The organism is Micromonospora echinofusca, assembly GCF_017614955.1.
Classification (GTDB): Bacteria; Actinomycetota; Actinomycetes; order Mycobacteriales; family Micromonosporaceae; genus Micromonospora; species Micromonospora echinofusca_A.
Genome location: NZ_WVUH01000039.1, coordinates 1 through 13,745, shown reverse-complemented (window position 1 = coordinate 13,745; position 13,745 = coordinate 1). Strand labels below are relative to the sequence as shown.

Below are 13,745 nucleotides of genomic sequence, written 5' to 3'. Positions count from 1 at the left end.
CGCAACGAAGGGGCGGGCCCGAACGGACCCGCCCCTGTCGTCAGTTACCGGTCAGCTACCGCTGGCGGAAGGCGGAGGCGGTGGAGCAATCACCTGCTGCCGGTAGAGGTTGAGCACCCACTTCTCGGCGAGAGCGCCATGGTAGAACTCCAGGTCGTCGATCGTGCCGTGCAGCCATTCGGCTGGCCCGGCGGGCGTGGTGGAACGGGCCATCAGCACCGGGCCGGTCGCCGCCCACGGCTGCCAGGCCGCGTTCATGGTCGCAGTCTGGGCCGGTACGCCGTTGACGTGCAGCTTGAGCTGCCGATTCGGCACATCGAGGGTCACCACCAAGTGGTGCCACCTGGTCGGGTCGACAGCCGGAGCGACCAGGGTCGTCGCAGCAGTGCTGCTCGGGTCGGTGGCGTCGTCGCGGTGGCGGAACACCCACTGTCCCCCGTTGTCCGGCCGGTACGACAGCGTGAAGCCGCTCTGCCCGGCGGCCTCCTGCGAGACGATCGTCTGCGCCCCCTGTGCCGGGTCCAGCTTCGTCCACACCGACAGGGTGAACGACTGGTCGGTCCGGACGATCGGGGTGTCCTGCCAGACCCAGTTGCCCCAGTCTCCGGTCTGCTTCTGGGAGCGGCCGTACTCCTGGGTGGCCTCACCGTAGTGCGGGTCGTACGGATCCTCGACCCAGTGCGTACCGTCGAACACGATGCCCTCCCCGCTCTGGCCGTCACCCATGAGGGTGCCGGGGGTCAGCAGGAACCGGCGGTAAAAGGGGGTGCCGTCGCGCGCAACGCACAGATCCGGGTCATCCGTAGCCTCGTAGCAGGACATCCCGGCGCCGAAGAAATCGGCTACCTGCACCGGGTGCAGGAGACCCAGACGGTCCGTCTGACCGGCGCCCGGTTCCGCCTCCAGCAGGCCGGTGAAGTCGGCTGCGGTCAGCGTCCGGTCGTACACCCGGGCGCCGGCCAGGTTGCCGTGCCACCACCAGGTGTGCACGTTGCCGAGCCGGAACTCGCCCTGCGGATCGTTGAACCCGGTCACCCCGGTTGCGGTCGCCTCCAGCACCCCGTTGACCCAGAGTTGGAGCGTCTGCGCGACGGGGTCGTACGAGGTGGCGAGGTGGGTCCAGAGACCGAGCCGGGCCGGGGTGGTGGACTGCGCCACCGACCACGTGATGCCCGGTCCGGAGGTCTTCGACGGCATGACCACGGTCCACCGGTCGGTCTGCTTGCGGTAGCCCAGCCCGAACGACTCGTACCCGGAGGCTTCCTTGCCGGCGACCGCCCGGTCGGCGGACTTGTCGGTCAGCCGGACCCAGGTGGCGACCGAGAAGGCGGTGGAGGTGTCCATCACCTGCGGCGCGGCGCTCAGGTAGGCGGAGGTGCCGTTGAAGGCGGACGTCTGGCCGCCGATCAGGCGGGTGTCGTCGGCCCAGGTGATGTTCGTACCGGTCAGCGGGGTGTCCCCCCGGAAGGCCGCCTGCTGGTCGGCGAGCGCCTGGGTCTGGGTCACCCCCGGGTACGCCTCCAGGAACCACCAGCCGACCGGACCGGCCGGCTCGGGGACGCTGACCGCCAGCGTGGCGCGGGCCTCGTGGCCGTCCTCGGCGACTGCCGCGACGGCAAGGAAATCGGTCCCGTAGTGCGGCGCGTCGAGGGTCACCGTGGCGGACCGGACGGTGGTACCGGTCGCCGCGACCTCGGTGCCGGCGAAGCCCCAGCCGTACCGGAACTTCGTCACCGTGGGCTCGGTGGACGAGATGGTGAAGGTGCCGGGCTGGTCCGCACCGGCCGGTGCCGAGTCGACCGTGACGGTGACCGTGAACGGGGTCGTGTGGGCCAGCGCGGGCGCCCCGACCAGGATCAGGAGCAGGGAGAGCAGGCCGGCGAGGGCCAGCCGGGCCGGCGTGGCCCGTACCGGCTGTGGGTGGTGGGGAACCTGGGGACGGATGAGCGTCATGTCACCTTCCGGACTGAGGACATCGAAATCGCACCGGTCGGCAGCGGAGAACGTGGTCACCGGACCGGCACGCCGGGCGATCATGGCAGCTCAGCCGATCGATGCCAACCGTTATTCACCGTTGTAACAGTCGTTGCCGGCCTAGTGGATAGGGGACGACTTAGGGGATCGATGAGCGGCCACGGCCGCTAGGGTCGACGGGTACTGCCAGAGAGGGGCCTGCGATGACCACCGAGACCAAGGACACCGCCTGGGTACGCCGGTTCCATCCGGCGCCGTCGGCCCGTACCCGGCTGGTCTGCTTCCCGCACGCGGGCGGCTCGGCCAGCTACTTCTTCCCGGTGTCCCGGACCCTCTCCCCCCGTTTCGACGTGGTCGCGTTGCAGTACCCGGGCCGGCAGGACCGCCGTGCCGAGCCGTGCCCGCCGACGATCGGAGAGATGGCCGACCAGATCACCGAGGCGGTCCTGCCTTGGACGGATCTGCCGGTGGCCTTCTTCGGGCACAGCATGGGCGCGATCCTGGCGTACGAGGTGACGTTGCGGCTGAAGGCGAAGAGGATCGTCCCGACGGGGCTGTTCGCCAGCGGGCGCCGGGCCCCCTCGACGGTCCGCCACGAGACGAACCACCTGCTCCCGGAGCCGCAGTTCATCGCCGAGCTGCACAAGCTGGAGGGGACCGAGGCGTCCCTGCTGGCCGACGACGACCTGCTGCGGATGATCCTGCCGGCGCTGCGCAGCGACTACCGGGCGATCGAGACGTACCAACGGCACGACGAGGCCAAGGTGGACTGCCCGATCGTGGCGCTACTCGGGGACATCGACCCGAAGGTGACCGCTGCGGAGGCCCGGGTCTGGGAGAAGCACACCACCCGCAGTTTCACGCTGCGACTCTTTCCCGGTGGGCACTTCTATCTGAACACCCACGCGGCGGACGTGATCCGGCTGATCGCGGACCACCTGACCGCCGTGCAGAACGCCGGGGTGACGACACCGGTGAGCGCCGCCCGCTACTGAGACGACCCGGCAGGCGGGCAGCGTCCAGCAAAGGGCGGTCAGGGCAGCAGGCCGCGTTCCATCGCGGTGGTGACCGCCGCCGTGCGGTCCGAGACGTCCAGCTTGTTGAAGGTACGCAGCAGGTGCGTCTTCACGGTCGCCTCGCTGATGTGCAGGGTACGGCCGATCTCGGCGTTGGTCTGGCCCTTGGCGACCAGGCCGAGTACCTGCACCTCCCGGGCCGACAACGTCTGGGTGACCGGGTTGCGGACCTGCCGGACGAGCCGCCCGGCGACCGAGGGGGCGAGCACGGTCTCGCCCCGGCTGGCCGCCCGCACCGCGTTGGTGAGTTCGGTCCGGGTGGCGTCCTTGAGCAGGTACCCGGAGGCACCGGCCTCGACGGCGCGGAGGATGTCCGAGTCGGTCTCGTAGGTGGTCACCACGACCACCCGGCTGGCCCGGGACTCGCCGAGAATCAGTCCGGTGGCGTCGGCGCCGTCCATGCCGGGCATCCGCAGGTCCATCAGGATCACGTCGGGGCGCAGTGCCCGGGCCATGGCGACCGCCTCCAGCCCGGAGCCGGCCTCGCCGACCACGGTGATGTCCGGCTCGGAGTTGAGCATGCCGCGCAACCCGTCGCGGACCACCGGGTGGTCGTCCACCAGCAACACCGTGATCATCTGCTCGCCTCCAGCCGGACGGTGGTGCCCTCCCCCGGCACACTGCTGATCTCCAGGGTGGCGCCGATCTGCTCGGCCCTCGCCCGCATGCCGCGTAGCCCGAACCCGTGCGAGCCGGTGGTGGAGTCGAACCCGATCCCGTCGTCGGTCACGGTCAGGGTCACCGAGGTGTCGGTGAAGCTTAGCCGCACCGCCACGTCCGAGGCGTGCGCGTGTTTGCGTACGTTGGCCAGGGTCTCCTGGACGGTCCGTAGCAGCACCACCTCGACCGCGGTGGGCAGCTCGCCGGTGACCCCGTCCACCTCGTACTCGGCGCCGATGCCGGTCTCCTCGGCGAGCCGGTCTACCTGCCGGCCGATCGCGTCGGCGAGGGTCTCGGTGCGCAGGCTGGTCGGGGTGAGCGCGGTGACCATGGCCCGCGCCTCGGCCAGGTTCTCCCGGGCGGTCCGGACGGCCATCCCGAGGTGCCGGTACGCGGCGTCCCGGTCGGTGTCGGCCTCCGACTCGGCCGCCTGGATCAGGGTGATGATGCTGGTGAAGCCCTGGGCGAGGGTGTCGTGGATCTCGGCGGCCAGCCGGGCCCGTTCCTCGGCGACGCCGGCCTCGTGGGAGAGCCGGGCCACCTCGGCCCGCCGGGCCTGCAACTCGGCGATGATCTGGGCGCGTTCGTCGTTCTGACCGGCGATCCGGTCGATGTACGCGCCGACGAGCAGCGCGAAGATCACCCCGAGGACGGCGATCGGGAGCAGGTCGTGTACCCGGGCCAGGGTGCCGGCGTGGATCGCGGTGATCGCCGGGGGCAGCACGTTGAGCAGGATCACCACCAGGGCGGCCCGGGTCAGCGGCAGGGCCAGGAAGACCATCGGGCAGATCACCGGCAGGGCGAAGGTGCTGGTGGGTACGAACGCGACGGCGGCCAGGAAGAGCAGGGCCGCCACCCCGACGAAGATCCAGCTTTCCCGGCTGCCGTCGGCGCCACGGACGGCCGCCCGGCCGTAGGCGGTGTACCAGAGAGCCATCAGGCTCAGCAGGACCGCCGCCGCCAGCCGGGCGGGGAGGGAGACCGCTTGCTCCTCGACGACCAGGACCAGGACCACCACCAGGCAGACCGCGAAGTAGAGGTCCCAGATCCAGCGCCAGTGGCTCGGGGCTACCGGGTGCGGCGCTCGGTCCACCGGAACGTCACCAGGCAGAGCACCAGACCGATCACGCACCAGGCCCCCAGGACCAGTGCCGTCATGCCGTGTTCCCATGCTCCTGCCGCCTCCTGTGCCGCCATGCTGTCCGGAAGAAACACCGACCGGAACCCCTGTCCCATCCACTTGACCGGGAAGAATGCTGCCACCTGCACCATCGCGTCGGGCAGCGCGGCGATGTGGACGAAGATCCCGGAGATGAACTGCAGTCCGATGGCCGGGAGGTTGAGCACCGCCGGGGCGCTCTTCGCCGACCGGGCCAGCGAGCTGGCGGCGATGCCGAGCAGGGTGCAGCTCACGATGGACAGTGGCAGCAGCCAGGCGAAGGTGAGCCAGCGGGCCGGGTCGGTGGGCAGTTCCACGTCGAAGAGGAGCACCCCGACCGCGAGCAGCAGCACCGTCTCGGCGATCGCGGCCACCGCGACCAGGATGATCTTGCCGATGAAGTACGCCCCGGCGGTGACGGGCGTACCGCGCAGCCGCTTGAGGGTGCCGTCCTCCCGGTCGACGGAGATGCCCACGCCCATGCTGATGAAGGCGGTGGAGAGGATGCCGTACGCGATCATGCCGGCGGCGAAGATCTGGCTCATCGTCACGTCGGTGCCGTGTGCCGGCTCGTCGTAGATCGTGCCGAGCATGAAGGTGAGGAAGGCCGGGAAGGCGAAGGTGAAGATCACCGCGTCCTTCTGCCGGAAGAACTGCTTCAGTTCGATCATGCCCCGGGAGAGGCCGACCTGGAGGGTGGACGGCAGGCGCGGGGTACGCGTCGACCCGGTCCGCGCCGGGGCGTCGACAACGGCGGTGCTGGTCATACCCGTTCTCCGATCAGGTCGAGGTAGATGTCTTCCAGGCTGGGGCTGTGTACGCGCAGGTCGGACATGGTCCTGTCGCCACGGGCGGTGAGCTTCGCGACGAACTCCACCGGGTCGCTGGTCTCCTCGCGGTGCTCGCCGTTGCTGTCCCGCCAGGTGACGGTGGCCGCCACGGTGGACCGGCCGCCGATGGTCTGCGGGGTGCCCTCGGCGATCAGCCTGCCCCGGGCGACGACGGCGAGCCGGCCGGCGAGCGCCTCGGCCTCGTCGAGGTAGTGGGTCGTGAGCAGGATGGTGGTGCCCTCGTTGGCCAGCCGGCGGATCAGCGACCAGAACTGGCGCCGGGCCTCCGGGTCGAAACCGGTGGTCGGCTCGTCGAGGAAGAGCAGTTCGGGGCGGCCGATGATGCCGAGCGCCACGTCCACCCGGCGCCGCTGACCACCGGAGAGGCTGCGTACCCGGGCGCCGGCCTTCTCGGCCAGCCCGCACACGTCGATCACCTCGTCGGGGTCCCGGGGGCTCGGGTAGTACTTGGCGAAGTGGCGGACCGTCTCGCGGACGGTGAGTTCGGCGGCGTCGGTGGCGGTCTGGAGGACGATGCCGAGCTTGGCCCGCCAGGCCCGGCCGGCGGTGCCGGGGTCCTCACCGAGGACCTTCACCTCGCCACCGTCCCGCTGACGGTGACCTTCGAGGATCTCGACCGTGGTCGTCTTGCCCGCACCGTTCGGTCCCAGCAGCGCGAACACCTCGCCGCGCGCCACGGTCAGGTCAATGCCGTCCACAGCCACGTTCGCGCCGTACGTCTTGCGGAGGCCGCGTGCACTGATGACTGTCATGCATCAATGCTGTCCCGGAGGGGGTGCCACCAGGGACGACCGCCAGATTGAATCCGGCTGTCAACCGGTCGGTGGACAACCGTGTCACCGGCGGACAGTGGTGACCGGCGGGGCCCACAACGACGACGAGCCCGATACCGCTCCGGCATTTTTATGCCTGACAGGTATCGGCATCGCGGTGGAATGTCTTCCCGGAGCCGCTGCGCGACGCAGGAACGCGGCCGGGCCGGAACGCGGTCAGGGCCACCTCCGCACCCGGGTGGGGTACGGCGGCGGCCCTGCTCGACCGGTCACCGGATCACGGCGACAGCTTCCACGTCACCGGGTCACGGCGACAGCTCCAACTCGTTGTCGAGGATGTCGAAGAGTTCGTCCACGCTGGCCGACTCCAACTCCTCGCGCTCCTGGGCCACCTCGGCCGGCGCGAACCGTTCCGTCCACAACCCGGTCAGCTCCCGCAACCGGGCCGCGACCCGGCCGTACTCGGCCTCGTCCGGGGCGGCCCGCAGCAGCAGTTGCTCCAGCCCGGCCAGTTCCTCGTCGATCGACTGCGGCACCCGGGCCGCCTGCTTCGGGGCCAGTTTGCCGGCCAGGAAGCCGGCCAGTACGCCCGCGTTCGGGTAGTCGAAAATGAGGGTGGCGGGTAGCCGCTGCCCGGTCGCCGAGGTCAACCGGTTACGCAGCTCCACCGCCGCGAGGGAGTCGAAACCGAGCGGCCCGAAGCCCTTGGCCGGGTCGATCGCCTCCGGGCCGCTGTGCCCGAGTACCGCCGCGACCTGGGTACGGACCAGGTCCAGCACGGCGGCCTCACGTTCGGCCGGGCCGAGGTCGGCGAGCTGCTGTTCCAGCCCACCGGTCGGGGTCGCCTTCGCCGTCGACGCGGCCCGGCGGACCGGGGTACGGACCAGGCCACGCAGCAACGGTGGCACGCCGGCCGGCCGGTTGCGGACCGCCGTCAGGTCGAGGCGTACCGGCACCAGCAGGGCGGTGTCCGAGGCGACCGCGGTGTCGAACGCGGCGGTACCGGCCGCCGCCGACAGCGGCAGCACGCCGGTGGCGGCGATCCGGGCCAGGTCGGCGTCGGTCAGGCCACCGGCCATGCCGCCCGGCTCGTCCCAGAGCCCCCAGGCCAGCGAGGTCCCCGGCAGACCGTTGGCGCGGCGGTGGGCGGCCAGCGCGTCCAGGAAGACGTTCGCCGCCGCGTAGTTGGCCTGCCCGGTGCCGTCGAGGATCCCGGCCACCGAGGAGAAGAGCACGAACGCGGTCAACTCCAGTTCCCGGGTCAGCTCGTGCAGCGCCCAGGCCGCGTCGGCCTTGGGGCGCAGTACGGTCGCCAGTCGCGGTGCGGTCAGCGACTCGACCAGCCCGTCGTCGAGTACCCCGGCGGTGTGCACCACGGCACGCAGTGGACGACCGTCCGGGATCGAGGCGATCAGCCTGGCCAGCGCGGACCGGTCGGTCACGTCGCAGGCGGCGACAGTGACCCGGGCACCGAGTCCGGCGAGTTCCTCGCGCAGCTCCACCGCGCCCGGCGCGTCGGTACCCCGCCGGCTGACCAGCAGCAGATCGGTGACGCCGTGCCGGGTGACCAGGTGCCGGGCGAAGAGCGCGCCCAGTCCACCGGTACCGCCGGTGACCAGGACCGTGCCGTCCACCGGCCAGACCACGCCGTCCGGTACGGCGGCGGTGGCCCGGGCCAGCCGGGGGGCGTGGACGCGGGTACCACGCAGCGCCAGCTCCGGTTCGCCGGTGGCGACCGCCGCCGGCAGCGCCCGCAGCGCGTCCGGGCTGCCGTCGGTGTCGACGAGGACGAAGGTGTCCGGGTGTTCGGCCTGGGCCGCGCGGAGCAGCCCCCAGACCGCCGCGCCGGCCAGGTCGTCGACCTGGTCGGCCGGGGTGGCGGCCACCGCGCCCTCGGTGAGGACGACCAGCTTCGCGTCGGCGAACCGCTCCCCGGTCAACCAGGCCCGGACCAGGTCCAGCGCCCAGCGGGCGGCGGCGTGGGTCGCCTCGGCGACGTCCGTGCCGGCCGGGTACGACCAGCGGGCGAGCACCACCCCGGACTGCGGGACGGCGTCGGTGAGGTCCGGCGCCCCGGTGAGGACGGGTACCTTGCCCACCGCCCAGCCCGGGTCGGTGTCGGCGGCAACCGCTGTCCAGTCCACCTGGTACAGGTCCGGCTGCCCGCTGTCGCCCTGGTGCAACTGTTCCGGGGTGACCGGACGCAGCGCCAACGAGTCCACCGTGGCCACCGGCGCGCCGATGGCGTCGGCCAGGTCCAGCCGGAAGCTCTCCCCCTCGGCCCGGGTGACCCGTACCCGCAGTGCGGTGGCACCCAGCGCGTACACCCGGACGCCGGCCCAGGCGAACGGCAGCTCGGCCCGCTCGGCCGGGGCACCGCCGAGACCGATGGCGTGCAGCGCCGCGTCCAGCAGGGCCGGGTGCAGCGGGTACCCGGCCGCGTCCGGGACCGCCTCGTCGGGGAGCGCCACCTCGGCGTAGACGGTCTCCCCGTCCCGCCAGGCGGCCCGCAGCCCCTGGAACACCGGCCCGTACTCCAGCCCGACCGTGGCCAACTGGTCGTACAGGTCGTCCACCGGTACCGGCTGCGCCTGGGCGGGCGGCCAGGCGGACAGGTCGACGTCGGTGGTGGCCGGCTCGGCGGAGAGGTTGCCGGTGGCGTGCCGGGTCCACGGTCGGCCCGCCTCGGCGGCCTCCGGACGGGAGTGGATGCTGACGGTACGGCGGCCGGTCTCGTCGGCCCCGGCCACGGTGACCCGCAGGTGCACCGCACCCCGCTCGGGCAGCACCAGCGGGGTCTCCAGCGTCAACTCCTCCAGGTGCAGGTCACCCGCTTCCCCGGTGACCCGGAGCACCTCGTCGGCGGCGTACAGGGCCAGATCGACCCAGCCGGCCCCCGGCATCAGTACCGCACCGGAGACGGCGTGGTCGGCCAGCCACGGGTGGGTGTCCAGCCCGATCCGGCCGGTGAGCACCAGGCCGTCCGAGTCGGGCAGGGTGACCGCCGCACCGAGCAGCGGGTGCCCGGCGGCGGCGAGACCCGCCGCCGAGACGTCGCCGGGGCCGGAGTCACCGACCTCCAGCCAGTAGTGCCGGTGCTGGAACGCGTACGTCGGCAGGTCGACCCGCTTCCCACCCGCGATCAGGGCGGAGAAGTCGACGGTGATGCCGCTTGCCCAGAGACTGCCGAGTCCGGCGGTGAAGGTCAGCGCAGCGTCCCGGTCCCTGCGGGCCAGCGGAACGGCGGTGGCCTCTTCCAGCACCTGCCCGGTGAGCGCGGTGAGAATGCCGTCCGGGCCGATCTCGACGAACGTGGTCACACCACTGGCCGCAACGGCGTCGGCGAACCGCACCCCGGCCATGACGTGCTCCACCCAGTACCCCGGGTCGGCCCACACGCTCGCGGTGGTCAACTCACCGGTCACCGTCGAGGCGACAGTGGCATCGCTGGCCGTGAACGACAGGCCGGCGACCACCGTGCGGAACTCGTCCAGCATCGGCGCCATCAACGGCGAATGGAACGCATGCGACACCGACAGCCGCTTCGTCTTACGACCCAACCCCCGGAAGTGCGCCGCGACCTCCTCGACCGCAGCCTCCGCACCCGAGACGACGACCGAGGTCGGGCCGTTGACCGCACCGACACCGACGGCGTCTGAACGGTCGGCCAGCAGCGGCAACACCTCCGCCTCCGTGGCCTGCACCGACACCATCACCCCACCCGCCGGCAGGGCCTGCATCAACCGACCACGAGCAGCAACAAGCCTCGCCGCATCCGCCAGCGACAACACACCGGTCACGTGCGCGGCGGCGATCTCCCCCACCGAATGACCCACGAACACCGACGGCCTGACGCCGAACGACTCGGCCAGCCGGAACAACGCCACCTCGACCGCGAAAACCGCCGGCTGCGTCAGACCGGTCTGGTCAAGATCCCCGACGCCGTCGAACACCACGTCCCGCAGGGACACATCCAGCAGCGGGTCCAGCTCGCCGCACACCGCGTCGAACGCGGACGCGAACACCGGGAACGAGTCGTACAACCCACGACCCATCCCCACCCACTGCGACCCCTGACCCGTGAACAGGGCACCGAGGGGTTCTGCGCCGGCCGCGACCGGGGAAACCTCCGCCAGACCGGCAGCAAACTCGGCCAGGTCACGACCGGCCACCACCGACCGGTACTCGAAGGTCGACCGGGTGTTCAGCAACGACCAGGCCACATCACGAGGCGACAGCCCAGGCTCGGAACCCACGAACGAGACCAGCTTCGCCGCCTGGGCCCGCACCGCCTCCGGGGTACGACCCGACAGCACCCACGGCACCACCCGCTCGGACGGGGTCCCCGTAGCCGGCGCCTCCACCGTCACCGGCGGCTGCTCCAGGATGACGTGCGCGTTCGTACCCGAAATACCGAACGACGACACCGCCGCCCGACGCGGCCGGTCCACGACCGGCCACTCCCGCGCCTCGGTCAACAACTCCACCGCACCCGACTCCCAGTCGATGTGCGGCGACGGCGCATCCACATGCAGGGTCCTCGGCAACACACCATGCCGCATCGCCTGCACCATCTTGATCACACCAGCCACACCCGCAGCCGCCTGCGTGTGACCCAGATTCGACTTGATCGACCCCAACCACAACGGCTCACCGTCGACCCGGCCCCGACCGTACGTCGCCAACAACGCCTGCGCCTCGATCGGATCACCCAGACTGGTACCCGTACCGTGCGCCTCCACCGCGTCCACGTCGGCGGCCGAGATCCCAGCCGACGCCAGAGCCGCCCGGATGACCCGCTGCTGCGACGGACCGTTCGGCGCCGTCAGACCATTCGACGCACCGTCCTGGTTGATGGCGGATCCGCGCACCACCGCCAGGATCCGATGCCCGTTACGCACCGCGTCCGACAATCGCTCCACCACGAGGACACCCACGCCCTCGCCCCAGCCGGTACCGTCCGCACCCGCCGCGAACGCCTTGCAGCGCCCGTCGGCGGCGAGACCGCGTTGCAGGCTGAAGTCGGTAAAGGTGTCCGGGGTGGACATCACGGTCACGCCGCCGACCAGGGCGAGGGAGCACTCCCCCGACCGCAGGGCCTGACCGGCCAGGTGCAGGGCGACCAGCGACGACGAGCAGGCCGTGTCCACGGTGACCGCCGGCCCTTCCAGGCCGAAGGCGTACGACACGCGACCGGAGACCACACTGCCGAGGCTGCCGTTGCCGACGTAGCCGAGCAGGTCGTCGGGGATGGCGCGGAGCCGGGCGCCGAAGTCGTGGTACATGACCCCGGCGAACATGCCGGTGTCGGTACCGCGCAGCGAGGCGGGGCTGATCCCGGCCGACTCGACGGCCTCCCAGGACGATTCCAGCAGCAGCCGCTGCTGCGGATCCATGCCCAGCGCCTCACGGGGGCTGATGCCGAAGAAGTCGTTGTCGAAGTTCCCGGCGTCGTGCAGGAAGCCACCCTCGCGGGTGTAGCTCTTGCCGGCCTTGCCGGGCTCCGGGTCGTACAGCTCGGCGACGTTCCAGCCCCGGTCCTCGGGGAACGCGGTGATGCCGTCCCGTCCCTCGGCGACGAGCTGCCACAGCTCGTCGGGGTTGCTGATCCCGCCCGGGTACCGGCAGGCCATCCCGATGATCGCGATCGGCTCGTCGGTGGGTGGCGCGGTACGGCGGGTCGGGGCGGCGGCCGGGGTGTCGTCGCCGAGCAGGGTGGTGGCGAGGTACCCGGCGAGCGCGGTCGGGTTGGGGTGGTCGAAGACCAGGGTGGCCGGCAGCCGCAGCCCGGTGACCGCGTTGAGCCGGTTGCGCAGGTCCACGGCGGCGAGCGAGTCGAAGCCGAGTTCCCGGAAGGCCCGGCCGGCGTCGACGCTGGCGGTGCCGTCGTGCCCGAGTACCCGGGCCACCTCGGTCCGGACCAGGTCGAGCAGGGCGGCGTCCCGGTCGGCCGGGGCGAGGCCGGCGAGACGTCGGGCCAGGTCGTTCTCGGTCCGGTTCTCGGTCTGGGCCTGGCGGCGGGAGGTACCCCGGACCAGGCCACGCAGCATGGCCGGTACGCCGCCGACGCGCCGACGCAGCGCGGCCGGGTCGGTGCGGAGCGCCACCACGGCGGGGGTGTCGCCGCGCAGCGCGGCGTCGAACATGGCCAGACCGTGTGCGGTGGAGAAGGCGGGCAGCCCGGAGCGGGCGATCCGGTTCAGGTCGGCTTCGGTGAGCGCGCCGGCCATGCCGTCGGTGTGGTCCCAGAGGCCCCACGCGATGGCGGTGGCGGGCCGCCCCTCGGCGTGCCGCTGGCGGGCCAGAGCGTCCAGGAAGACGTTGGCCGCCGCGTAGTTGCCCTGCCCGGCGCCGTCGAGCTGACCGGCGGCCGAGGAGAAGAGCACGAACGCGGTGAGGTCCCGGTCGCGGGTCTCCTCGTGCAGGTGCCAGGCGGCGTCGACCTTCGGGGCGAAGACCCGGTCGAGTCCGTCGGCGGTGAGCGAGGCGATGGTGCCGTCGGCGACCACCCCGGCGGCGTGCACGATCGCGGTCAGGTCGGGTGTCCCGGCGATCACCTCGGCCAGGGCGGCCCGGTCGGCGACGTCGCAGGCGACGATGCGTACGCACGCGCCGAGCCCGGCCAGCTCGTCGCGCAGGGTGGCCGCGCCGGGTACCGCGTCGCCCCGGCGGCTGAGCAGCAGCAGGTTCCGTACCCCGTGCCGGTCGACCAGGTGCCGGGCGAGCAGGGCGCCGAGCCCGCCGGTACCACCGGTGATCAGGACCGTGCCGTCGGCCGCCCACGGTGCCGGGGCGTCGGTGGGCGGGGTGACCCGGGTCAGCCGGGGCGCGTGGGCGGTGCCGTCGCGGACGACGAGTTCCGGTTCGCCGGTGGCGACCAGGGCGGGCAGCGTGTCCAGCGGTACGTCGCCGTCGACGAGGACCACCCGGTCGGGTTGTTCGGCCTGCGCGGCGCGGACCAGCCCGTGCACCGGCGCGACGGCCGGGTCGACGGTGGCGTCCCGGGTGACCAGGACCAGCCGGCTGTCGGCGTACCGATCGTCGGCGAGGTACGCCTGGAGCAGGGTGAGGACGTCGGCGCAGAGCTGGCGGGCCTGCTGCGGCGGGGTACCCGCCCCGCTGGCCGTGAGCCGGGCGACTCCGATCGCCTGCGGCTGGTCGGCGAGCCGGGCGAGGTCGGCCGGGCCGGTGATCTCGACGACGGGTACCGCCCCGCTGGTGGTGACCGGGGTGACCGGGGTCGGCGTGACGG

General features: G+C 72.1%; 7 protein-coding genes. 1 reads left to right on the top strand and 6 read right to left on the bottom strand.

Annotated features, from left to right (window positions below; all coding sequences use genetic code 11):
* Positions 1–51 precede the first annotated feature (51 nt).
* Complete coding sequence (locus GSF22_RS07445) at positions 52–1,953, bottom strand: LamG domain-containing protein (RefSeq protein WP_208812198.1); 1,902 nt, start codon at positions 1,951–1,953, stop codon at positions 52–54.
* A gap of 224 nt (positions 1,954–2,177) precedes the next feature.
* Here GSF22_RS07445 and GSF22_RS07440 point away from each other — a divergent pair, with 224 nt between their 5' ends.
* On the top strand, positions 2,178–2,969 hold the full coding sequence (locus GSF22_RS07440) for a thioesterase II family protein (RefSeq protein ID WP_208812197.1): 792 nt from the start codon (positions 2,178–2,180) through the stop codon (positions 2,967–2,969).
* 38 nt (positions 2,970–3,007) lie between these two features.
* Here GSF22_RS07440 and GSF22_RS07435 read toward each other — a convergent pair whose 3' ends face one another.
* From GSF22_RS07435 to GSF22_RS07415, 5 genes are all read right to left on the bottom strand, one after another.
* A complete protein-coding gene (locus GSF22_RS07435) occupies positions 3,008–3,628 on the bottom strand; it encodes a response regulator (RefSeq protein WP_208812195.1) in 621 nt (206 codons plus the stop codon).
* Positions 3,625–4,803 carry a sensor histidine kinase gene (locus GSF22_RS07430; RefSeq protein WP_208812193.1) on the bottom strand — a complete coding sequence of 393 codons (1,179 nt, stop codon included), beginning with the start codon at positions 4,801–4,803 and terminating at the stop codon, positions 3,625–3,627. Before GSF22_RS07430 ends, GSF22_RS07435 begins: the two co-directional genes overlap by 4 nt.
* The gene (locus GSF22_RS07425; protein WP_244366565.1) at positions 4,779–5,540 is read right to left on the bottom strand and encodes an ABC transporter permease; all 762 of its coding nucleotides are present in this window, start codon (positions 5,538–5,540) and stop codon (positions 4,779–4,781) included. Before GSF22_RS07425 ends, GSF22_RS07430 begins: the two co-directional genes overlap by 25 nt.
* A gap of 92 nt (positions 5,541–5,632) precedes the next feature.
* The gene (locus GSF22_RS07420; RefSeq protein WP_208812189.1) at positions 5,633–6,472 is read right to left on the bottom strand and encodes an ABC transporter ATP-binding protein; all 840 of its coding nucleotides are present in this window, start codon (positions 6,470–6,472) and stop codon (positions 5,633–5,635) included.
* A 326-nt stretch (positions 6,473–6,798) separates the two neighbouring features.
* A partial coding sequence (locus GSF22_RS07415; protein ID WP_208812187.1) for a type I polyketide synthase occupies positions 6,799–13,745 on the bottom strand: 6,947 nt, incomplete at its 5' end.